Origin of the sequence: Sporosarcina limicola (assembly GCF_014873855.1) — a bacterium.
GTDB classification, from domain to species: domain Bacteria; phylum Bacillota; class Bacilli; order Bacillales_A; family Planococcaceae; genus Sporosarcina; species Sporosarcina limicola.
In genome coordinates this window covers 1-23122 of record NZ_JADBEL010000040.1, presented here as the reverse complement: position 1 = coordinate 23122, position 23122 = coordinate 1, and the positions used below count along the sequence as shown (strand labels likewise).

Here is a 23122-nt window from a genome sequence, read left to right as displayed (position 1 = left end):
CTATAAAGGACTTTAGACCATATTTACGTGTGACTTTTCAAGAAAATAGTCGAACATAAAATAGAGGATTAGGAGATCAATAATTTGATTGAACTTATCATTTATTCCGTCAGTATTTAACGCTGATACAAATAAGGAGGAGAAAAACACCTTAAGCCATGGTGGTTTTCTTCCCCTTATTCAACTAAATTTTGTTGGAGTGGGATTTTTAAAAGCCCTGTTGATATTTCCTAAACTGAAAGAATCCATTCAGAAATATCATTTATTACTGGTTTATCCAACACGTTGAGATAATTAATAGATTGTGTCTCCTTAATATGTGAAAGTATCGATGAAGCGAGTTGTTGGATTTCCTCTGTATTCATTCCTATCCAGATCAAGCACAATTCCTTGTTGTGGAATCGTGCCTGTTAGTGCAAAATCTATATCGCGCTCTAATCCAACTTGAATAACCGAGCCTACTCCCACTTCTTAAACGAAACTTCTAGTATAAATTCGTCTCCAGTAACATCAGCGACGGCGTTTCCTCCTTGTTTCTCGATAAGCTGCTGAACAATATGCAAGCCTAAGCCAAGTTGCTCGCCGGTGCGACTAGAGTCCATCCTGAATGTCCTATCAAAAATTCGTTGAAGTTCTGCAACATTAAACGTATCCACGTCATTTGTAACCCGTAATCGGATATACTCATTGTCTTCTATCAAATCAATCGTTACAGTACTTTTGCTGTAGGCTAGCGCATTTTGAATGATATTGGCTACAATCCGATCTGTAGCTTTCTTATCTGCCAGAATAGGTGAAACTGCATGTTCATCTATCTGCACTTGCAATTGCTTTTTCTCAAACTCACCATAAAACGTCAGCATCGCTTCTACCACTATTTGATCCAGAAAATTCTTCTCCATGACCATTTTTTTGTCGAAGGAATCCAGTTGCGAGAGTTCATAGAACAAATCCACAACATTGGTCAGATTATCGATTTTCTTTTGAACAACAGCCAGATACTCGTCCTTTTCCGCTTCAGTTAACGATGGATTAGATAACAATTCCGAAAACCCTTTGATAGACGTTAAAGGTGTTCGCAAATCATGTGAGATATTGGTGATTTCTCGCTTTAGATTCATTTCTCTAGTGTGATTGTGTTGCTGATCTTGCTTAAACAAATGAATGAGCTGGTTGATTTTCGCAGCAAATCGGGCCAGGTTCTTATTATGGGTATTGGTGCGAACTACTTCATTTGTCCCGAAGTTCTCAATGATTTCCTCTAATTGCTTCGTCATCTTTTTAATATCCCAATGAAGTACTAGAGATATTCCAACCATAACAAGTAGCAGTGAAATCAGTAATATGATAATCAACCAGCTGCTCACGTTCATTCATCCTTTCTCAATCAATCGGTTGTTTCGCGAACTTTGTGACTCCAATCAGTAAAGTTATCAAAGAAAGTAGCACACCCGTAATCCAGTGTTGGTAACCGAATTGTACGGTATGATTCATGAAATTTAGTAAGTTCTCATGTAACAAGGTATCTGGTGCATACTTATATACCTCATGTAAACTTGTAAACGGTCGGAATAAGATTCGTAGCAAGTCACCCGAAAACACAAAGATTAGCAGCATGAGAATAAAGATATAGACTTCACCGACCTTCAACATTTTCAACGAATGTATGAGGAAAAATGCACTGAATACAATCGGCAACATATTGACAAGTGCTGTTAAAAAGTCTTTAACCGACTGACTATCACTCGTCATCAACGTCTCTCCCAATCCAATCATTAAACCTATACCAAAGACACAAATTAATAAGAAATAACTTAAAGTCAAAAGTAGTTTGGACCAGAAGATTGTATTCCTGGATATACCAAAAGAAACTGCATTTTTCAGTAAGGCTGTATCCTTGCCGGTAAGACTGAAATTATAGAGAAAGCTTACAATGATAATAAGCCCACCGCTGCCGATGACATTCGAATAGAAAAATCGAGTCGTGACATAAGGGAAATTCGGATCAGCCTTTTGAGAATAGTACAGCACAGTTGCTGCGGCTCCAATCAGCAATAAGCAAACGAGACTGGTTATATGCAACGTGTTTTTACGCACTAAGCGGTACTGCTCACTTTTCAAATAATTAATCATGACCATTCCCCCCAACCAGTTCTAAGAAGTATTCCTCTAAATTCCGGGCTTCTATTCGGAACTCCCTCACGAATACTCCATTATCCAGTAATAGACGATTGATGTCTCCGCTGCACTCGACATGATTGTGGATGATGATCACTTGATTAGGAAGCACTTTGAATTGGATATCTACATATGTCTGTTCCAATAATTGCGCTGTTTTTGCTGTATCATCGACCGTTAGTTGAAGTTGTTTCTGGCTTTTCTCTTGTAGTGAATCTTTACTTATATCCTCGACAATGACACCGTTCTTAATAAACACAAAACGTGTCGCCAACAATTGTAACTCTGTTAAAATATGACTGGAAATAAATATCGTTATCTGTTTTTCTTGATTCAGTTTTACCAATAAATTACGAATTTCCCGAATCCCTTCTGCATCCAACCCGTTGATCGGCTCATCCAGCACTAAACAATCAGGACTGCTCAGCAGGCAAAGAGCTATACCTAATCGTTGTTTCATCCCCATAGAATAGTCTTTAAATCGTTTCCTTTTTTCTTTTGCAAGACTGACAATCTCCAAGACTTCATCTACACGCTTCTTTTCAACGACGCCGCGCTGAATTCGGAAATACTCCAGATTTTGAGTGGCAGTAAAATTCGGGAAGAAGACAGGCGTTTCTACTAAGAAGCCCATCCTTCTCCTTGCTTGTGCTACGTCTCTTCCAGTTTTTCCGAACAAGTGCATGTCTCCTGCAGTTGGACGTAATTGGCCTGCAAGCATTTTAAAAAGCGTCGATTTCCCTGCTCCATTCTGTCCAATTAGAGCACAAATTTCTCCTTTTTGTAATGCAAAATCAAGGGGTTTGATGATGGTCGCGTCTTTAAACGTTTTTGTTAGTTGATACGTTTGAATAATAGTCTCCATGTCAGTGACTCCTTTGCCAAACTTCTTGATACCTATACTTTAGCGCAGATTTCTTTAACATACTGTAAGCTAACCATAAAGAAATCATAAGGAATTACACAAGCATGAATCCGATTCCCCAAATCGTCTTGATATATTCGTCAGAAGTACGTTCGGCAATTTTCTTACGGAGATTCGAAATATGAACACTTATCGTGTTGTCATCCCCAAAGTACGTTCCTTTCCAAACGCTTTCATAAATGTCCTTTTTAGAAAACGCTCGCTCCGGATTACGCATAAACAAAGACAGAATATCAAATTCTGCATTGGTCAACTGCAGTTCTTGTTGATCTAAAGACACAGACAGTTTTTCTGTATGAAGAGTAAGCTTTCGCCACACCGTCTTCGTTGTCTGCCGCGGACGAAGACTCGACTTTCGTAATTGGACTTCCACTCTCGCTACCACCTCTTGTTGATTAAACGGCTTGGTTATATAATCATCCGCGCCCAACCTCAATACGTTCACTTTATTCTCGATATCCACTTTGGCTGAAATGACAATGATCGGAATTGAACTTTCTTCTCGAATCTCTTCTATCAATTCCTCGCCACTTTTTCCCGGCAGCATTAAGTCCAATACAATTAAGTCGAAACTAGTAGTTTTCAACTGCAGCAGACCTTCTGTTCCCGAATAAGCTAACACAGTATCTGTACCTACTGTTGTTAACATGACGCTTAGCAGCTTACTGATTTCTTGATCGTCTTCAATAATTAAAATGCTTTTACCTTCATTCATCTTGATCACCTATCTTTACGTGTATAGTGTTTGGTTGTATTTCTATTGAGTATACCTAATTTTCTCTATTGTCTCACTCACTTATATATTCCCGTTGACAGAACATGCAATCTTAAGTGAACTATATGACCAACAAAAAAGTACCAATGCGTGAAATTTTCTCACACAGGTACTTGAGATGAGATGAACTGACACCCACCAAATAAATATATGATACCAGGCACCCGTTCAATTCTAAATTGTTTAGATGCCTGGTTCCACGTTCTTTTCTAAACTTCCTTTCTTAATGAATCAGATTAGAAAATATCTCCAATTTATGCAATAATAAAAGAACAAACGTTTTATTCTAAATGAAAAGTGGTGTCTTTATGAAACCCGTTATCTTATTATGTGGATGATAATGGTCTAGCTAGATGATAACTTAAGTGGAGGTTGTCAAATCCTTTACTTGTCAAGAACTGTAGACTATATTTTCGTTTGACTTTTTCAAGGAAATAGTCAAACGAAAAAAGAGGATTAGAAGATCAATCATTTTGGGTGAATGTATTATTGGCTCTATTAATATTTAACACTGATGCAAAAGAGAAGGAAACACCCTAAGTCAAGGCGTTATCCTTCTTCTAATCTCACTAAAATTATTAAAGATTCCACAAAGGTTTACATGAACGCACCTAAATACTAGCCCTCCCTAATTTTCTCTCCGTTTCTCGAACATATTCTTCTAGTTGATCTGCCGGACGAAATACCGTGCTTCCATGACACACTTCTAATCGCTCTGGTTTTAATTCTTTTACAATCAAACTGCTTTGTAACGCTACATCCATATAGGGGGTAAACATTGGGGGATGAAGCTTTCCTTTTTTAGAGTTAAAAAGATCACCAGCTAGTAGTACTTGATCTTTTTCATGGTAATAAACAACATGTCCCGGAGAATGACCAGGTGTTAGATAGGGTGTAAGTCTACCAATTGCTTTTAACTTTCCATGCTCACCCTCTAGGAGAGGCTGCGCTAATTGTTTAGGTAGGTTGTTTTCTAGTTTCTTTCGTTTTGGATACAGAAGTTCACCTTCCATATAAGGTATTTCTATATCGTGTGCATATACGGGTACTATATTTTGAGTCAATATTGCCTTTACTGCACCAACATGATCGGAGTGTCCATGCGTTAAGAGGATCCTTCGCAGCGGGCCGGCATTCAGCTGTTTTATGAACTTCATAATTCCTTTTGCCATCATCGGTATCCCCGCATCTACTAAAGTGACCCCGTCCTCTTCAATAACTATCCACACATGAATCGGAATAATCATCCACGTTTTTAAGCTCCAGACATGTTCAGTAATATGTTCAGCCTTCATCATCATTTCCCCTTTTTTAATTTTTCTTTAAAGCCTAAAAGAAGGATTTCTAGTGCAAGATCAAATGTTGGCGTTAATCTTTCCATTAAAATGTTAAGAGGTTCATGTTGATACGAGTAAGTGCTTAAGATTCCATTTAAGTTGTAATAATAAATTCGCGAAAAAGCTAATATTTGATTATCGTTTGAAATAGAAAGATATTCCCGAATTACTTTCTTCATTATTTCAAAAATCTCAATCCGCATTTTATTAATCTCAAGTTCTGGATCCCCTCCATCTACTCTTGTAGACTTTGCATTGAAAAAAATATCATACATATTTCGATTCTGTAGGCAAAAGTGAATATATTCAAGACTGATTCGTTTCAATTTTTCTTCTGAAGATAATGCACTCACGCTCGAAAGATACTGAAATTGTTGGTGTAGTTCCTGCAAGGGTGGCATAGAAAGCTGATGTAATAATTCTTCCTTGTCTTTAAAGTAAAGATAAATGGTTGTATGGGAACACCCAGCATCCTTTGCGATTGCTCGTATTGTCACTGAATCGTATCCTTTTGTGGAAAATAACCTCCCTGCTGATTCTACTATCTGTTTTTTTGTTTCTTCAGACCGTTCCGCTTGTTTACTTTTCATTTAATGACCCACTTCCCTAAAAACTAACCACTGGTTATATAATAACCAGTGGTTAGCTAAGTGTCAATATTTTATTGAAATTTACGATATAAGATGAAGTCTAGTTTTCAATTTTAGTGATAGGTGACAATCAACCAAGCATGAGACATTAGATAAAGGTCATTGTTTTTGATTAAATGATTATAAAAAAAATAAAGGAATATCAATGGCTTTATCAAAACTTTATCAAAGTTTTATGAGATTACTATCTAGTCATTATGAACACATTAACTCCATCTTGTACGATTAATAAAAAGAAGGAGGAATTTTCATGGTGAATATAAGTTTACGCGAAAATGGCATTTTAAAAATAAGTAAATCAGGTGAAAGAGGATGACTGAAACCAGAAATGTACCCATTAGAACAATAATTATTTTTGTACTTGCCTATTGCCTTATTTTTGCGATTTGTTTCTTCCAGCATTTGTATACAATCGAAGTAAGGTCAGCCATGACACTCGTGTTATATACCGTGCTTTTTATCGCAGGAATCTTTTTATTCCGCCAGCATCTAGCTGATAGTTGGCAACTTCTGAAGAAATCTATTTTTCGTAGCTTGTTGTTACTAATTGGCTTCTACTTCATTTTCGTCTTATTTTCCGCTTTAGCTTACTACTGGTTACCTATCGGGGATGCAGCCAATGATCAAAATGTTTATCAGATCGCAAAGGCATTCCCTCCTATTCTCGTTCTCGCTATTCTTGGCATTATGGGGCCGATTGTAGAAGAACTTGTATACCGGCATTTGCTGATCTACAGATTATCAAGTCGTATACCCGTGTGGGGTTGTGTGTTGCTATCAAGCATTTTGTTTGGATTACTGCATATGCACAGCTTCTCTGACCTCACAAACATCGTGCCTTATTTAACAATTAGCATTATACTTGGCACATTGTACGTCGTTTCTAAATACAACTTGCTTGTTCCAATTATTTTTCATACATTTAACAATCTAAGCGCCTTGATCCCACTGGTCCTGTATTCGTAAAAATGAGATTTCAGTTTAAATCTAGCAGTTTTATCTACACCAGAGGAGGGGCGATATTGAATAAGAAAGTCTTAATAATAGAGGATGAGACTGAATTAGCAGATATAATTAGAGACTATCTCAAGAAGGATAACTTTGAAGTCACCATCTGCAATTCAGGGAACGAAGCGTTAAACATTTTCAATAAAGTACAGCCTGATATTATTCTGCTAGATTTGATGTTGCCAGGAATTGACGGGCTAGAAATTTTAAGGAATATTCGGCTACAGTCTACACTGCCTGTCATTATCACCAGTGCAAAGGAAACGGAACTAGATCGTATCTTGGGGTTAGGTATAGGCGCGGATGATTACGTGGTGAAACCATTTTCGATAAAGGAACTTGTAGCAAGGGTGAAAGCCCAACTAAGAAGAGCAACCACATTTACGAACTTACAAACTGATGAAAAGTCAGTCTTTAGATTTTGCGATGTAGAAGTGAATAAGATATCCAGAGTAGTCAAAAAGTCTGAAGTTGAAATTCAGTTTACCGCAAAAGAGTTTGACATCCTTTCATTCATGTTGTCACATCCAAATCAAGTTTTTTCCAAACAGCACCTGTATAATCAAGTATGGGGATTTGATGAATATAGGGACTTAAATACTGTGGTTATCCATATTCAAAAAATTAGAGATAAACTAGCCTTGGTTAATTGCATAGTCACTGTTCGTAGTGTAGGTTATCGGTTTAACGGTGATTTACTATGAAATGGGGCTTACTATCGACATTAAAATCTATTCTCATCCTGCTCATTATTTTGCCTTTGCTTATAGGCCTATTACTGACAGGATTTAGTTCGTCAAGGGAACAATTATTTTTCATTATTTCCCTTAGTCTCTTTTTTGCTATTCCTTATATTCTTGTAACGATGGTTCTAACTCGTTTTATAAAAATAAGAGTAGTTAAGCCTTTAGAGGAATTAACACAAGTATCGAACGAAATTCTTTCAGGAAATCTTGATTGCCCCATTGATTATAATCGAAATGATGAAATTGGTAGATTTGCTGCTCATTTTGAAAAAATGCGATTGAGTTTAAAGGAAAACAAGACGGAACAAATGGCATTTGAACAAAAACGTAGACAGTTTATCACGAACATTACCCATGATTTAAAGACACCTTTAGCCTCTATCAGTGGATATGTTGAGGGGTTAGGAGATGGAATGGCTGTTGACGAAGAAGACTTTCAAAAATACCTAAAAGTGATTGATAAAAAAGTGAAAGAATTGGATACTTTGATTGGACAATTAAAGGTATTCAATGAATCTGAAGAAGATCAGCTATCTTCGAAGGGTGAAGAGACCTATGCAAAGGACTTTCTAGATGAATTATATGAAACGTGTGGGATCGATGTAGCTTTACAGGGAATACCTTGTGTTTTAATCAATGAAATAGAGAATGATTGTCGAATTAAAGTGGATAAAGACCATATGCAAAGGGTGATTAGTAATTTAGTCAATAATGCCACCAGGTATGCAGTGAATACATTTGAAATGAAAGGCTGGAATAACCACCAAAAGGTTTACATTTCGGTTACAAATGATGGACATCACCTGCAACCGGAGGAGTTACCTAAACTATTTGATAGATATTATTCTGGTGAATATAGAAACGGAAACCCAAAAGGACATCTAGGGATTGGGCTAAGCATATCAAAGAATCTAGTTCATTTAATGAAAGGCGACATCAAAGCTTCTATAAATAAGAATAGATTTATCATTACGATTGAATTGCCGATTTGTGATGAAGTAATTTAAAATATGCGACAATCCTTGAATCACCTATAGTCAATTTTTTTATAATTTTACCACAGATAATATTGGACTAGCGTTTAACCTATCATGACTGGACGGATATCTTTGTCTTCTTTTAGCTTGTTTAAATTTGGCATGTCTTTAAACAAGAAAGATACGTATAGGTTCATCACCCTTCTTGAAATTAAATAAGTGACTAGTTTTGACGTTGACCTCGTCATTGATAACCAATCGATTACATAAGGAACTATTATTTAATATCTCCATAAAAGTTACTGCACATATAAGTTAATCCATCCGAGTCATTGTCGCCACTGGGTATTCCCTTAACCTATTAAATGCACTTAATTTTAAAGTTGTACGTAAATGATGAATTACTCTTTATTTATGTGCATTTTCACATCTGTTGATTAGCTAGTTTTTCCCAATAAAAACATAGAAAAAAGACACCCAATCTGATACGATGTAAAGCAACTAAACCAACATCGATATTCAGGAGGGGTGTCCTCAGGGAAGGATTGAACTGCATCGACCGCATTCGCTTAACAGGATGCAACAGCCGGATTCGAATGTAGTTGGTGATGTGACGTGTCAGGTGGGGACGAAACAATCCCGCACGATAGACCGTTATCGCGTTGTAACTTTCTGCGATCATGAAGGACATGATATCCGTGTCGTTACGAATGTGATGGGCGTAAGCGCTGAAGAAATTGCCGAAATGTATAAAGGTAGGTGGGCCATCGAGTCTTTTTTCCATTGGATTAAAGGCTACTTGGATCTCCCTATTTTATTTGACAACTCCAAAAAAGCTGTATTTACGCAAATTTTTATCGTATTAAGCGTATTTGTGTTACTAAAATGGTTTTTCGATCAAGTGAAAAAAGCAGTGAAAAAATCAATCTCTTTCCGCAGCTTCACCCGCAGTTTTTTTGGCGCAGACAGTAGCCGTGGAATGGCTAAGTGCGGTTGTCGATTTCCTATGTCGTTTGAGGGAATACAGCGAAAGAGGGTTACCTATAGTTGGTTAATCAGCAGACGTGGTATTTTTTTATAAAATGCATTTAAAGTACATCATCTTGCTGAAGTAAATAATTACAGTATCTTGTTTTTATATAGCACCTTGTTCACATCATGTCTTACTGTTTTATGACCGGCTGTAGTACCTTTACCGATCGCTATAAGTAAAACGTCTAAATACCTTTCAGATATATTTAAAGTCGCCTTTAATTGTTTAGAATCATAACCTGACATCGTGATTGTTTCAAAACCTGCTTCATTTGCTAATAAAATTAAGGACATTGAAGCAAGACTTACATCTCTAGTTAACTCTAGCTTTAACTCTTCGGCTGATTTGTTTGCATAATAACTTATTGCAGCATTGGCTAGGTGGTCTCTTAATGATTCATTAAAAAAACCTGCTTGAAAGCCCTCCTCATGAATCTTAATGATATTATCTTTATCAAAAGCTTGATAATCACCTAGCATGACGATTAAAGTTGAAGCTTCTGCCACTTGATGTTGATTAAAAGCTATAGGTAATAACAAATCCCGTAAATTTGGATCATCAATTACTAAGTATCGAGTTGCTTGAATATTATTTCCGTTAGGCGATTTACTCGCACTTTCAATTAATGATACTAGAATTTCTTGACTGATTTTATAACTTGGATCATAATGTCTCACTGAACGTCTTTTATCTAAAATATTTTTCACACTCATCACACACACTCCCAAGGTTTTATTTGTTGCATCTTTCATTATAGTAGGCAATAATTAATAAAGAAATAACGCACAATAATGTGGTATAGCCACTTTTAAGTACCTATTTGGGAGGAGCCGAACATGGTTAGTCATAATACTGGCATCAATATTTTTATGAACATTGCAGGTGGAAAGTGGAAGTGCTTAATCCTCTTTTTCTTGAGCCAAGATTCAGTTAGGACAAAAGATTTTTATATATTAATACCGGGTATTACACAAAAAGTCTTAACAGATCAACTAAAGCAGTTAGAAAAGGATGGGCTTGTCAGAAGAGAGGTATTTAAAGAAGTACCACCAAAAGTAGAATACAGTTTAACGGAGTTAGGTGAATCATTTGTACCAGTATTACACACAATGTGTGAGTGGGGTTATCAGTATGCGGTTGTTAGGGATATAGAGAGAGATGGACCGATTTATTGTAATCATAAATAAATAATAACTTTTTCTTTTTTATTCAATTAAACACTGAATAATTTTCGGTTATTTTGAAACGCATACAAACTAAATATGACAGAAGAATAAAAAATCCCCAAAAATAGTAAGGAGAGTATTAGAAGTTCTAAAACATAACGGTTAACCTCCTTAGAAATATTTTGTATAGTTTCTGAAGGAGGTCAATGATTTATTATAAGATTTTTACTGTTAGTTTACACAAAAAGGAAATCGGAATACATATTGAGCGTATCTTTTAGAAGTGAAAAAATACCTACCCATCCAATTAAACCCATTAAAATTCCATTAACACCAGGTATCAATGCAATTGGTGTTAAAAAAAGTGTAATTGGTGCGCTAATAATTACAATAACAATTCCGATGATGAGCAGTATATCAAAGAAAAGCTTTAGTTTGGGGTATTTTAAGTGTTTGCCGTCTTTAATTATCTTCTCTTTCAAAGTTTGATCTCCTTTCAATAATTCATCGATTGTTATATCGAATACTTTGCTTATTTCAATTAAAGTTTCGATATTTGGATAACCTATGTTACGTTCCCACTTCGAGATTGATTGTCTGCTAATATTTAATTTATCAGCTAAATCGTTTTGAGTATATCCAATTCTTTCTCTTTCCTCTTTTATTCGAGTATGAAATTCATCCAAGGATTTACCTCCTTTCTGATGGCTTGAGTTTAGTTTAAAATACTATAAGTTTATTTAAAAGAACCAAGTGATTGCAGGTTGTAACTTAAAAGTTGCTCTTCGGAAATTCGCAGTAAATCAGGATTATTAAGGTAAGAATCAAGTGATTGCAAGCTGCAACTTAAAAGTTGCTCCTTAATCTTAGACACTACCGGTTCTTGACCACCGATTGCCACGATATCTTTTTTGTCCAGATTCGCTTTTTCTGTATTTTGATTGTAATACAATAACAAATCAAATCCATCTTTTGCGAATTGTATTACGACCGCCTTCCCTATCCCCCTGGATGCTCCCGTTACTAATGCATATTTACTTTTCTTCATAATATTGTCCTCCTCATCTTATAAACATAGTGTAAAGGTTACCCTAAGGGTAAGGTCAATTACATTGAAGGAAAAATAAATGTCGAAAGACGCTTCGATGAATATAAATAATCATCAGGATTTAGGATTCGTTCATAAATATAGGGTTGAGGCATGTTTAATTCATTATTATCTAGGATTTCTTTTATCTTCAAAACTGACTCTTCTTCGTATGGATTCATTTCGGAGTAGCACTGTATGGTTTCAAAGCCAAAATAGCTTGTTTGAGATGAATTAAATATCTGACTTTCTACTTGTAGAGCAATGCTTACAGGGATTATTTGATCATTATTCAGTATATACTTGATAATTTTGTCCTTTAGTTCCACCATCTCTAACTCTTTCGAAATTCCCTCCAAATTATTCAATGCCACACATATATTTTCATTTGGCGCTAAGCTGTATTCATATTCAAACATAGTTTCTAAGTATTCTCTTTTGTGCTCGTTTTCTGGTTTAATAACCATATTATTAAGGCTTTCTAATTGTTCTATTACTTTGTTGGAAGCTTTTATTTTGTCTATTTCCAGATTAAGTTTTTGTTCTATTAAAATACTCATTTCATAATCAGCCAATTTTTCATCCATGATTTTACTGATATCATTTAGCATAAATCCAGCTTGTTTTACATTTAAAAATTCTAAGTTAATAAAAGCACGTTTCATTTGATTTCATTGTATCAAGGGATTCAAAATACGATACTTTATTATTTCATTCTTGATTGACAATATTTTCAGCATGGCAAACACGAAATTGAGTCGGTGAAAATCCTGTATTTTTTTTAAATGCATTGTAAAAGCTAGAAATGCTTTGATATCCGATTTTGTATCCAATCTCAGTACTATTAAAGTTTGTTATTAAAAGAAGTTCTTTCGCTTTCCTGACCCTGATCTTTTCTAAATATATTCGTGGAGTGCACCCAGTTCGTTCTTTAAAAATCCGATTTAAATGAAAACGACTAACCCCTACACTTGATGCGATGTCATGTAAAGACATATTTTGATCATAGTTATTTTTTATCAATAGCATAGTATCTTCTAAAATGAAATCAAATGGATCATAATTTATACAATTTAAATCTGGTCGGCATCTTTTGCATGGTCTATAGCCAGCCCTTTTTGCTTCTTCCGCATATGAAAAAAAGGATGCATTTTCTTCATTGGGAACCCTAGATTTGCAAGAAGGTCGACAGTAAATTCCGGTTGTTTTTACTGCGTAAAAGAATATCCCGTCATACGCTGGATCACATGATATTGTTGCTTTCCACATCGTATCCTTGGAAAGGTTATTTTGATCCTTCATTACATTTTAATCCTCCCCTCAGAAATCTTCTTACTTATAATCATATAAATCGCATATAAAGCCACGACAATTAATGGAACAAATATATACAATTTAAAAAATGGAATCACCAGCAAACATAGAATCAAAGAGATTAATGATGCCCACCATGCTGATGTGTTCTTCCTAAATAATTTAACACCAGCTGCCATTGAAAGAACATAAACTAGAATCCCAAGAGAGGTCGGAATGAATAAAATATCATCAAACGTCAGTGATAATGCCTTCGTCACTAAAACACCTGTTACCGAAAAACAGATAACAAACAATACCATCCTTCTTGGGATTTGAGTAGTTATATGGCGTATTGAAAAAAGTTTTGGAAAAGCACCATCCCTGCTTAATGAATAGCCTAATTGCGTTAGACTGGCTACAAAAGCATTTGATGTCCCTGTACAAATAATTAACGCTATAATAGCAGTGACAATTTTGGCGCCCACTCCTACTGTATCGCCCATTATAACCCCAATAGGAGATAGGTTGCTTTCTTGACTCCCATATGTGCCCGTTCCAATGGTTACAAGACTTAACGCTATAAATAATAAGCCAATAACAATTACACTAATAATTGATCCTTTGACAATGTCTTTTTCGGGCCTTTTAAAATACTCAGCCAGACTGCAAATCGCCTCCCAACCGAAAAACGACCAAAAGATAACCGTTATAGCACTCCCAACAGAAAACCATCCATTTGGAGCAAAAGGAGTGAAATTCCCCCATTGTATTCTTGGAAGTGACAAAAATACAGCTACCAGTAAAAGAATCAGTAATAACGAACTTAAAATCAAGGCAACTTTACCACTGACATTTACGCCGTAATAATTTGAAATACCCGCAATCACCAAAATAAAAACCGCAATTAAAGTTGTTCCGAAATTTGAAAATCCAAATGCCTGACTGACGTAAAAAGCTCCAGTTAAGGATACAATGGTTTGACCAACCGTTGCTGTTACAAAGTAAAACCACCCAACCATATTGCCAAGATGATATCCGAAAGATTTTCTAACAAAGGTTGCTGCTCCACCGGAATCAGGATACTCTCTAGCCAAGCTAGCAAAGGAATAAGCAAGCGGAAAGCTAATTAAAATTACGATAAGCCAGGAGACAATAGATGCGGGTCCGGCTATCGAGGCTGTTAACCCCGATAAAAAAAGGACACCCGATCCTAGTATAGCTGCAATGTATAATGCAATTCCTTGAAATAATCCAATAGATTTATTGTTCACAGTCCCACCCCTTTTATAGATTCAGTGTACTAGTAAAGGGGTGAGAAATTCTTCCTGTTTTTTGCGTTTTAATTCATTTACTAAAGCAATCAAAAGCATTTTCATTATATTTCATTCAACAATCCGTAACAAAATGAATATGTTATTCAGCTTTTGTATGAAATATAGGAGAAGAAACTTGTTTAAGCATTTCTTTTTCGTAATCCGAAATTAAAGGGGATATTGAACTGTCGTGAAATTTTTTTATCATCCGTTCTCCTTTCTTTGTATGGCTTTCCACAATGCATACTTTTCAGGAAGACAAACAGCACATGGTCGATAACCAGCGGCGATCGCAGTCTGTTCATCTGCGAAGAAAACACGCTGTTTCACATAGCCCCCTTTGCAATCGCCCGCAATGCGGAAGAACAATCTAATCGACCATAGATTTTCGCTCTCCGATAGCCTACAATTGTTCCTGATTTTACACTTTGGTAAGGGACTCCATCAGCTCCAAGGAGCAGATACTTTTTTTCGTTACGTCTGTTCATCTGATCAACTCTGTTTCAATACAAGAATCTCCACAAATAGAAAGTTGCATAGGATTCCCAGCCCTCCCAAGGGGCAGCTATTTTCAATATTTCTTCTTTCGTTGGCTTCTCTTCTGCACCTGTTAAATGTTTAATCGCATTATGCAAACCGACATCAGCAATTGGAAAAGCGTTCGGGAATCGAAGACAACGCATTAATACATAGTTTGCAGTCCATGGACCGATACCACGGATTTTGACAAGCATATTTTCTGCTTCTTTAAAGTTTCCATTCCCCATTACAAGTGATTTTGAAATACTTCCTTCAACAATAAGCTGCGCAACCCCGATAAGGTATTCACATTTTTTTATCGTCATTTTTAGCGGGGCTAGATCTTCAACTGTAAGATTGGCAATGTCTTTCGCTTCAGGGAAAATCCAATATTGACGGTCCTCCCATTCAATCGACTTTCCAAATGTTTCGACAAGGCGTCTTTTTAATGTGTACGCATATGTCAAATTGATCTGCTGCCCGAGAATTCCCCAAGTCAATGCTTCAAATAAATCTGGAATCCCCACGTTACGTAATCCATAAAATTCATCAATAGCTTTTTGTAGCAACAAGTCATTTTTAGCCATTTCATAAAAAGGCTTTAAATCATTATCCAGATCAAACCATTCCCTCACATACAATTCCACTTCGTTACGTACTTTTTTATTTACTGGATAGGTGTCCCCTAAAAAACGAAGGACAAGATTTCCATCAGTACTTTCACTAATCTCGACCAATGAAACGTTATCGGCGGTAGGTATTACCTTCACGACCTTATCATCCCGGATTTCAAACATGCACTCATTTGAAGATCGCTGCATATAACTACTATTTTCTTTAAAGCTGAATTCTTTTGGAACCTTTATAACTAAATCCACACTTTGATTAGCTACCACAAATAAACACTCCTTCCTATTGCCTACACACTTAGTTGTATCATATTACTGCAATCAAATATTTCGTTATCTTGCGTTTACATCCCTAAAAGCCCTTATTAACGAAAAAATACGGGTATACTACAAGTAGAAATGAGGTGGTCCCATGAATGACAATCAAGACGTTATGCGATTGACTGATGAACAATGGCAAGCGATTACGCGAAATGACAAATCGTATGATAAGGTTTTTATTTACGCGGTAAAATCAACAGGTATATGTTGTCGCCCCTCTTGTAAGTCGAGAGTTCCTAAAAAAGAGAACGTTCGCATTTTTAATAATGTGAATGAGGCCATATCTGAAGGATTTCGTCCTTGTAAACGATGTAAACCCGGAGGTATACGTCTGCCAGATGAAGAATGGGTCACTCAAATCAAAGAATATATAAACACGAATTATAATAAACCGTTATCGTTGGAAATACTAGCAGACATGTGTCATGGAAGTCCCTATCATTTGCAACGGACATTTAAGAGAGTCGTAGGGCTGACGCCTATGGAATACATCCAACAAGTACGAATTGTGAATGCAATGAAAGAGCTTAAAACAAGCGGTAAATCTATCGCAGAAATCGGTTTTGCTGTTGGACTACCGAATCCTCCCTATTTCATTACATTATTTAAAAATAGAACTGGCCAAACACCAAAACAGTACCAAAAAACAATAATGAAGGAGCAAAAAGATGGAGAAAAAAATTGAAAATATCGTGGATTGGATGCTACTGAAACATGGGCAATGGACGGTGTATATTGCGGCAACAACAGAAGGACTTTGTTATGTCGGTTCACAAAATGCCCCATTTGAAGAACTTACCTCCTGGGTGAAGAAACGACTCCCTAGTTATGTACTTTCGGAAGATGTGGATATATTGAAGCCATATGCAACAGAACTAATTGATTATTTGCAAGGGCGACGTAAAGATTTCACATTGCCAATGGATCTTCATGGTACAGCATTTCAACAATCTGTCTGGACAGCGTTGCAGGAAATCCCATATGGTCAGACGGTTTCATACACGGATATAGCCGAACAGATTCAAAAACCGAACGCGGTCCGTGCCGTAGGAACAGCTATTGGATCTAATCCTGCATTAATTACGGTTCCTTGTCATCGTGTCATCGCCAAAAGCGGAAAATTGACGGGTTACAGGGGTGGATCGGGAATGAAGGAACAACTATTAGGGCTAGAAAAACAAGGGGAAAATGGAGGCGAAATAATAGATGATTACAAGTATTCATGACCGAATTGTATCTCTGAATTGGGGAAATATACACGAACAGTTGGATAATTTGGGGTTCGCAAAACTCTCGATGATTTTGGATAAAGTACAACGAGAGAAAATGATGCAAACGTATGAAGACAATGCAAATTTTCGTACGACAATCAATATGAAAAGATATCGTTTTGGCGAAGGTGAATATAAATATTACGATTATACTTTGCCGGCAGAGTTACAGCAGCTTCGGGAAAGTTTCTATCCTGAGCTTGCGAATGCAGCTAATCGATGGCTCAGTTACAAAGGTAAAGAAGCCCTTTATCCGTAACCGTCAAATATGACGCTTACGTATATACTAACATGTCTAAATGCTTGTAGGATTAGCCCCTAATCATGGATTTGGAAACCCCCTCGATTTATGCGATAATACAATTACAAGAACTAACGTTTTATCGCATAAATGAAAGAGGTGCTGTTGTGAAACCGGTTATCTTAGCTGAAAAACCAAGCCAGGCGAAAGCATATGCGGATGCTTTTTCTGTTAGGCGTAACGAAGGTTTTTTGGAGATTCTCCCCTCACCCATTTTCCCCGAAGGTGCATACATCACATGGGGAATCGGTCATCTCGTCGAACTAAAAGAACCACATGCCTATGATCCGAAATGGCAAAAGTGGTCGATTGGAAGTTTACCTATTTTGCCTGAACGCTATGAGTTCCAAGTCGCCCAAGGGAAAAGTAAACAGTTCAACATTGTGAAAAAGCTTATTAAAGGAACAGATACCGTTATTAACGCATGTGACGTTGACCGCGAAGGTTCGAATATCTTCTATAGCATATACCATCAAACTGGTGCAAGAGGTCAGACAATTAAACGTCTTTGGATTAATTCGCTAGAAGTCGATGAAGTACGAAAAGGCTTCTCTAATTTGCTAGACAACCGAAAAGATCTTCTTCTGTATGAGGAAGCGAAAGCCCGTCAGATTAGTGACTGGCTCGTTGGTATGAACGGCTCGCGCCTTTATTCGCTACTGTTGCAGGCACGCGGGATTCGGGAAGTATTTTCAATTGGACGAGTGCAATTGTATCCGTTGAAAGAAACGGGCGTAATTTGTAAACACATGCGAGTAATGACTTGTACTAATTTCACCCGTACTTAATAGGGGGAAATAGAGAGTTCACTTAGTATTTAATCTACACTTTGCACTTTAGAATGAATTCAAATGACTTTTGGAGGGGATATTCGTGGAGGTAAAACTTGAAATACAATTACCTATATCAGGCACAAACTCATCAATAAGTTACTATGATTCTATGATAAATGATATAAATTTTTTCTTTTTTATAATTGACACCGTTTTAATTGTCGATTATATTCCTTATCACGCAAAAAAGTCTCTGGAATTAATAGATGGTATGATCACTGAAGAAGAAATTGAAAAAAACCCTGTTGATTTAATGAATAATACCCCTGGAAAAAATATTAAACAACTAAGAAAACATTCACAGGAATTTATTGAAATGATTTTCAGCAGACTCATTGATAACTTTCAAATATACATAGTTAGCCTAGTTCGTGAAACTTTGCGAGTAAAACCTGAGATTTTGCATAATAATCAACCAACTATTTCTATTGCCCAACTTTTAAAAGGAGAGTCTTTAGACACTCTGATTCTGGAAGTAATTGAAAGTAAAATTTCAACTTTAGCCAATAAAGGGTTTGGTAATATTGAAGAATGGTGTATTACGAATGGGATTCCCTTGACTGTAAAGGATGACTATAGAAAACTAGTTGTTGAATTTATTGCTATTAGAAATATTATTATACATAATCGCTGTATAGTAGACGAAAAATATATACGGGCAACACCAGATTGTGACTTTAGACTTGGTTCACTTAGAAAACTTACGGTTGATGACCTATATAAAGCTATCAACATACTGAATGAAATTGTAATCCAAACTGATACGCATGCTGTTTCCAAATACCATTTAGAAATAAACACTATTGATGAAAAATCATACTCGACTTTCTTATAGTGAATGATTTAACTAAGCTAAAACAAAAGGGGGGTTCACTATTATAATGACAAATTTAAGACCGACTTCTGCAGAAATTAAATTCTTAAATTTAGCTTACAACAAATTTTACGATATCTATGACGAAATTGGAGTGGACAATTTCTGGCTGAAAGATCCACACTATCGATTTACGAAGGTTAATACAGCCTTTGCAATATATACTGAAATCTTGAATTATGACCCCATAACGTGGTTCATTAAACACATCGAAGAGACTAGGCCACCAATGGAATCCGTAATAGCTAGTGAACTATTTAAATTCATTAGGAATATATTTGCACATTTCCCGTTTTTCGATAACTGGGATGAAGTATATATTAATAAAGAGATAATAAATTGGTATCGGAAAGGGCTTACTATAGATAAGTTTTTAGAAAAGCACGCTGGAGGGAAGGAAGTAAAGTACAGATTTTGGGAAATAGAAAAAAAGCTAATGACATATCTCACAATCACTTTTCCAGTAGGATACGAAAAAGGTGAAAATATATATTTAAAAGATATTCTCCCTGAAAAAAATGGGGTGAAATTCTCGTTACACATGATGAAGAACGTTATAGATTCTCAAGTGATAAAAAGCAGTTGAAGATTATATATGGCTCAAGGAACTTACTAATCTGTCTCATAAGTCTCGATTTAGGAGGAGTAACATGGATTTAGATACTGATGCTGTTTTCCATCACCTCGTTCCCCAAACATATATGAGAGGTTGGAAGCATGGTAAGTCATCTGTTTATTTTATTGCAAAGAACGATGAAAATATAGATCAAGATTGGACTCGCAATACCAAAAGGCTTGCAGGAATAGATTACTTTTATTCTAGACGAGCTGGCGCACTTTATAGAACAAAAAAGGATTGTAAAAAGTTTTTCAAACCATTATCGGGATATCGGGTGGTGCTTGAAAACCAAGTCCTAACCCACCCTTTAGAATTAAATGATCACTTTTCTCGCTATGACAAGTGGGATATCTATCTATTAAACGGAACGAAAGTATCAGAAGAAAAAAAACAAAGCCTTAAAAAAGAAATTTTAAATATTCACGTTAGAGACATTGAAGCTGGTTGGGATTACTACTATGAAAATTTTTGGAACTCAATCGTAGAGGATATATTAGGTCAACTAATACGCAATCGATATTCTTCAAGTATTAAAGCTGTCCGGCGTAGTGAATTAATAAAGTTCATGGTTTCATTAGAGTGGAGAACTTCACCTAGCCATCCAGTTTTCATGGAAATATACGAGGAGCTTTTAGATATAGTTAACTTAAGCTCTTTAAAAACGATGAAAATTCCAGAAGAAAACAGGCTCTATTCTTTTCTTGATACGGAATACAAAGAGTTTATTCACAACATTTTATTGAAGTATTACTATGAGTTTTTAAATGACCGAGGTCCTATTATAGTAGAAGCTAATAAAATTATAAATGAATTAACTGTTGAATTGCTTATTGCACCATTGGATACAGAATTTATCACTTCCGACAATCCCGTATGCAGACTTCAAAACTCAGCCAACAGGACTGAGTATGTTTTTCCTATCAATAATAAGATTTTGTGTGCTATACGAAAGAACAGTTCACTTATTCCCACAGAGTTCTACAGAGTTAACTATCTAAATAAGAATAGGGTTTTTTATTACAATGAGGCTCTTAGAAAAAATTGCACCGAAGGATATATATTAAAAGAAAAAAACTTATCACTTTATTTCAAATGAAGAATTGCTCTGTAAAAAATCTTAATAGTGAAGACACTGATTTTCATATTATTTAGCTTTATGTGAAATGTACTATTTACACTAATTAGATAACCTCCCCCATTTATGCGATAATACAAATATAAGAACTAACGTTTCACCGTATAAAGAAAAGAGGTGCTATCATGAAACCGGTCATCCTAGCTGAAAAACCATCCCAAGCGAAGGCTTACGCGGATGCTTTTTCTGTTAAACGACATGAAGGTTATTTGGAAATATTGCCTTCTCCTATTTTCCCGGAGGGTGCTTATATCACATGGGGTATTGGCCACCTCGTCGAATTGAAGGAACCGAAAGCATACGATCCAAAGTGGACAAAATGGTCATTGAACAGTTTGCCAATTCTGCCGGAACGCTATGAGTTTCAGGTGGCGAAGGGGAAATACAAGCAGTTTACGATTGTGAAGAAGCTCATTAAAGGGACGGATACGGTCATTAATGGCTGTGACGTGGACCGCGAAGGATCGAATATTTTCTATAGTATTTACTATCAAACAGGTGCCAAAAACCAAACGATTAAACGGTTATGGATCAATTCACTCGAAGTGGATGAAGTACGGAAAGGTTTCTCCAACTTGCAGGATAACCGCAAAGACCTTCTCATGTATGAGGAAGCGAAAGCCCGTCAAATTAGTGATTGGCTTGTGGGGATGAATGGCTCACGACTGTACTCGTTGCTGTTACAAGGACGTGGGATTAAAGACGTGTTTTCGATTGGGCTTGTTCAATTGTATCCATAAAAAAGTACGGGCATAAATTCGAATTAATTGGGCGAAATAAAAATTAAATTAGAAAATGAGGTGGAATAAAGTATGTCAATAAGTAACGAAAGGGTAATAGAAATGGATTATAGTGATTTGAGGAAACAGGCTATTGCTTTTTATAAATATTTTGATTCTACTCTGGATTTCGATATAAAAAGTATCTTTTATTATGACGAGACAAACAATTGTAGGAAATTCAGAATAAAAGACGGACATTTAAATATTGATAAAAATAAGGATTTTGTTTTAGGTGGCGTGGTTTTAGATATGGATAATAAAGAGAAAATAGAATCATCATTTAATTCTTTAAAGGATAAATTGAAAATCCAGCCACAAATTAAAGAAATTAAACTTAAAAATGTATGCAGCCAAGGAAGCGATTTTCTAAAATGTATTTCTGGAAGAAAAATGCGTGATTATTTAACATGGCTTCTAAAATATGATATTTATATACATTACGCCATGATGGATAATTTATATTACGCAATTGTAGACATTGTTGATTCACTGTTTGATTTTAATGGAGATCTACAAAAAACGAATTTCTTTAAAACTTTACTATACCAATTCGTATACAATAATACAGAGAGTTTTGTTGAAATTTTTGAACGCTATAACTATCCAAATATACGCAGTGAGCAAAGTGTATCATTTTTTGATGACATGATAGACAGTATTGAATCTACTAATAATTTGAGTAGCAATTATTTAAAGTATAAAGATTTTTTGATAAAATTATTTCAAGAAAATAAATACAAGGAGCCCCTATTTTTAATTAATAATAAAGATAATATTATTATTGAAGAATATTATCTTATGTATAAAAGAAATATATATATGTTTAAGAATTCATTCCATTTTTTTGACGAAGAAGTTGAGGTAGAAAATAAAATGCATACAATGATTCTACATGGAAATAGGCTAGAAAACTATAATTTTATTAAGTCACATAATAATATTTTTATTCAATTATCAGATATAACTGTTGGAATGCTTGGGAAGTTGTTTGAATTTATTAAACCAATTAGAAGTGAAGATGTTGAATATGTTTATTATTCGTTGAATAAGTATCAAACAGAGGGTTTTGATCTACTAAAATCATTGATTCATAAATCCTATGAAAAAAATGGGGCTTTTAGAAATATGTCAATGAATCAAGAATTGAATAATAAATTTGATATACTAATGGGTTTTAAAGAACCTGTGTAGAACGAACTTAAAAAATGAAAGAATGTTAGAAAAGAATTGAAAATATCTCGCACAACTATTTATGATTACAGCCAAGAGAATGTACCACTTCTGCCATAGTTTGTACCAGCGATTGCCACGAATTGTACCACTCATTGCCAACGTGTTTACCACTGA

General features: G+C 35.6%; 27 protein-coding genes and 3 pseudogenes. 15 read left to right on the top strand and 15 right to left on the bottom strand.

Annotated elements, in window-relative coordinates:
• Positions 1-88 precede the first annotated feature (88 nt).
• Positions 89-289, top strand: a complete 201-nt coding sequence (locus H4683_RS19520) for a hypothetical protein (RefSeq protein WP_192600505.1) — start codon at positions 89-91, stop codon at positions 287-289.
• A 169-nt stretch (positions 290-458) separates the two neighbouring features.
• Here H4683_RS19520 and H4683_RS19515 read toward each other — a convergent pair whose 3' ends face one another.
• From H4683_RS19515 to H4683_RS19490, 6 genes are all read right to left on the bottom strand, one after another.
• On the bottom strand, positions 459-1373 hold the full coding sequence (locus H4683_RS19515; RefSeq protein ID WP_420826592.1) for a sensor histidine kinase: 915 nt from the start codon (positions 1371-1373) through the stop codon (positions 459-461).
• 10 nt (positions 1374-1383) lie between these two features.
• Positions 1384-2133 (bottom strand): ABC transporter permease, encoded by a 750-nt coding sequence (locus tag H4683_RS19510; RefSeq protein ID WP_192600503.1) that lies wholly within the window; start codon positions 2131-2133, stop codon positions 1384-1386.
• On the bottom strand, positions 2126-3043 hold the full coding sequence (locus H4683_RS19505) for an ABC transporter ATP-binding protein (RefSeq protein ID WP_192600502.1): 918 nt from the start codon (positions 3041-3043) through the stop codon (positions 2126-2128). The genes H4683_RS19510 and H4683_RS19505 overlap by 8 nt, the downstream gene beginning before the upstream one ends.
• A 94-nt stretch (positions 3044-3137) precedes the next feature.
• Positions 3138-3818 carry a response regulator transcription factor gene (locus H4683_RS19500; protein ID WP_192600501.1) on the bottom strand — a complete coding sequence of 227 codons (681 nt, stop codon included), beginning with the start codon at positions 3816-3818 and terminating at the stop codon, positions 3138-3140.
• A gap of 671 nt (positions 3819-4489) precedes the next feature.
• Positions 4490-5176, bottom strand: a complete 687-nt coding sequence (locus tag H4683_RS19495; protein WP_192600500.1) for an MBL fold metallo-hydrolase — start codon at positions 5174-5176, stop codon at positions 4490-4492.
• Entirely contained in the window at positions 5176-5805 is a 630-nt protein-coding gene (locus H4683_RS19490) for a TetR/AcrR family transcriptional regulator (RefSeq protein ID WP_192600499.1), read from the bottom strand. Before H4683_RS19490 ends, H4683_RS19495 begins: the two co-directional genes overlap by 1 nt.
• A gap of 372 nt (positions 5806-6177) precedes the next feature.
• Here H4683_RS19490 and H4683_RS19485 point away from each other — a divergent pair, with 372 nt between their 5' ends.
• From H4683_RS19485 to H4683_RS19470, 4 genes are all read left to right on the top strand, one after another.
• Positions 6178-6831: a CPBP family intramembrane glutamic endopeptidase gene (locus H4683_RS19485; protein WP_192600498.1), complete on the top strand. Its 654-nt coding sequence runs from the start codon at positions 6178-6180 to the stop codon at positions 6829-6831.
• Positions 6832-6887: 56 nt separating this feature from the next.
• The gene (locus tag H4683_RS19480; RefSeq protein WP_225942243.1) at positions 6888-7577 is read left to right on the top strand and encodes a response regulator transcription factor; all 690 of its coding nucleotides are present in this window, start codon (positions 6888-6890) and stop codon (positions 7575-7577) included.
• The gene (locus tag H4683_RS19475; RefSeq protein WP_192600496.1) at positions 7574-8626 is read left to right on the top strand and encodes a HAMP domain-containing sensor histidine kinase; all 1053 of its coding nucleotides are present in this window, start codon (positions 7574-7576) and stop codon (positions 8624-8626) included. Before H4683_RS19480 ends, H4683_RS19475 begins: the two co-directional genes overlap by 4 nt.
• Before the next feature lie 547 nt (positions 8627-9173).
• Positions 9174-9677, top strand: a complete 504-nt coding sequence (locus H4683_RS19470; protein WP_192600495.1) for a transposase — start codon at positions 9174-9176, stop codon at positions 9675-9677.
• A 38-nt stretch (positions 9678-9715) separates the two neighbouring features.
• On the opposite strand, the gene H4683_RS19465 is transcribed toward H4683_RS19470, so the two are convergent.
• Positions 9716-10342 (bottom strand): nitroreductase family protein, encoded by a 627-nt coding sequence (locus H4683_RS19465; protein WP_192600494.1) that lies wholly within the window; start codon positions 10340-10342, stop codon positions 9716-9718.
• A gap of 123 nt (positions 10343-10465) precedes the next feature.
• Here H4683_RS19465 and H4683_RS19460 point away from each other — a divergent pair, with 123 nt between their 5' ends.
• Complete coding sequence (locus tag H4683_RS19460) at positions 10466-10816, top strand: winged helix-turn-helix transcriptional regulator (RefSeq protein ID WP_192600493.1); 351 nt, start codon at positions 10466-10468, stop codon at positions 10814-10816.
• Between the two features lie 215 nt (positions 10817-11031).
• Here the strand turns inward: H4683_RS19460 and H4683_RS19455 are convergent, their stop codons facing one another.
• The 8 genes and pseudogenes from H4683_RS19455 to H4683_RS19425 all read right to left on the bottom strand — a co-directional run bounded on the left by H4683_RS19455 (position 11032) and on the right by H4683_RS19425 (position 15906).
• Complete coding sequence (locus tag H4683_RS19455) at positions 11032-11481, bottom strand: helix-turn-helix domain-containing protein (protein WP_192600492.1); 450 nt, start codon at positions 11479-11481, stop codon at positions 11032-11034.
• Positions 11482-11531: 50 nt separating this feature from the next.
• The gene (locus H4683_RS19450) at positions 11532-11843 is read right to left on the bottom strand and encodes an SDR family NAD(P)-dependent oxidoreductase (protein WP_192600491.1); all 312 of its coding nucleotides are present in this window, start codon (positions 11841-11843) and stop codon (positions 11532-11534) included.
• Positions 11844-11902: 59 nt separating this feature from the next.
• A complete protein-coding gene (locus H4683_RS19445; RefSeq protein WP_192600490.1) occupies positions 11903-12547 on the bottom strand; it encodes a hypothetical protein in 645 nt (214 codons plus the stop codon).
• Positions 12548-12593: 46 nt separating this feature from the next.
• Positions 12594-13184, bottom strand: coding sequence for a bifunctional transcriptional activator/DNA repair enzyme AdaA (locus tag H4683_RS19440; RefSeq protein ID WP_192600489.1), 591 nt, complete (start codon positions 13182-13184; stop codon positions 12594-12596).
• Positions 13168-14449 (bottom strand): annotated as a pseudogene (locus H4683_RS19435) (APC family permease). The gene H4683_RS19440 and the pseudogene H4683_RS19435 overlap by 17 nt, the downstream one beginning before the upstream one ends.
• A 246-nt stretch (positions 14450-14695) precedes the next feature.
• The gene (locus H4683_RS22250) at positions 14696-14821 is read right to left on the bottom strand and encodes an Ada metal-binding domain-containing protein (RefSeq protein ID WP_338062506.1); all 126 of its coding nucleotides are present in this window, start codon (positions 14819-14821) and stop codon (positions 14696-14698) included.
• On the bottom strand, positions 14818-14979 hold the full coding sequence (locus tag H4683_RS22245) for a hypothetical protein (protein WP_338062505.1): 162 nt from the start codon (positions 14977-14979) through the stop codon (positions 14818-14820). Before H4683_RS22245 ends, H4683_RS22250 begins: the two co-directional genes overlap by 4 nt.
• A 15-nt stretch (positions 14980-14994) precedes the next feature.
• Entirely contained in the window at positions 14995-15906 is a 912-nt protein-coding gene (locus H4683_RS19425; RefSeq protein ID WP_338062504.1) for a DNA-3-methyladenine glycosylase family protein, read from the bottom strand.
• Between the two features lie 145 nt (positions 15907-16051).
• Between H4683_RS19425 and H4683_RS19420 the strand changes: the two genes are divergently transcribed.
• The 9 genes and pseudogenes from H4683_RS19420 to H4683_RS19380 all read left to right on the top strand — a co-directional run bounded on the left by H4683_RS19420 (position 16052) and on the right by H4683_RS19380 (position 22966).
• Complete coding sequence (locus H4683_RS19420; protein ID WP_192600487.1) at positions 16052-16645, top strand: bifunctional transcriptional activator/DNA repair enzyme AdaA; 594 nt, start codon at positions 16052-16054, stop codon at positions 16643-16645.
• On the top strand, positions 16629-17186 hold the full coding sequence (locus H4683_RS19415; protein WP_192600486.1) for a methylated-DNA--[protein]-cysteine S-methyltransferase: 558 nt from the start codon (positions 16629-16631) through the stop codon (positions 17184-17186). The genes H4683_RS19420 and H4683_RS19415 overlap by 17 nt, the downstream gene beginning before the upstream one ends.
• Positions 17167-17490, top strand: coding sequence for a 2OG-Fe(II) oxygenase (locus tag H4683_RS19410; RefSeq protein WP_192600485.1), 324 nt, complete (start codon positions 17167-17169; stop codon positions 17488-17490). Before H4683_RS19415 ends, H4683_RS19410 begins: the two co-directional genes overlap by 20 nt.
• A gap of 149 nt (positions 17491-17639) precedes the next feature.
• Positions 17640-18242: pseudogene (locus H4683_RS19405) on the top strand (toprim domain-containing protein); the annotation flags it as partial.
• Between the two features lie 163 nt (positions 18243-18405).
• Positions 18406-19200: a hypothetical protein gene (locus tag H4683_RS19400; protein WP_192600483.1), complete on the top strand. Its 795-nt coding sequence runs from the start codon at positions 18406-18408 to the stop codon at positions 19198-19200.
• 46 nt (positions 19201-19246) lie between these two features.
• Positions 19247-19825 (top strand): hypothetical protein, encoded by a 579-nt coding sequence (locus H4683_RS19395; protein WP_192600482.1) that lies wholly within the window; start codon positions 19247-19249, stop codon positions 19823-19825.
• A 64-nt stretch (positions 19826-19889) separates the two neighbouring features.
• Positions 19890-20954, top strand: a complete 1065-nt coding sequence (locus H4683_RS19390) for a DUF4238 domain-containing protein (RefSeq protein WP_192600481.1) — start codon at positions 19890-19892, stop codon at positions 20952-20954.
• A gap of 164 nt (positions 20955-21118) precedes the next feature.
• Positions 21119-21721 (top strand): annotated as a pseudogene (locus tag H4683_RS19385) (toprim domain-containing protein); the annotation flags it as partial.
• 84 nt (positions 21722-21805) lie between these two features.
• Positions 21806-22966: a DUF3800 domain-containing protein gene (locus H4683_RS19380; protein ID WP_225942242.1), complete on the top strand. Its 1161-nt coding sequence runs from the start codon at positions 21806-21808 to the stop codon at positions 22964-22966.
• Positions 22967-23122: the final 156 nt, after the last annotated feature.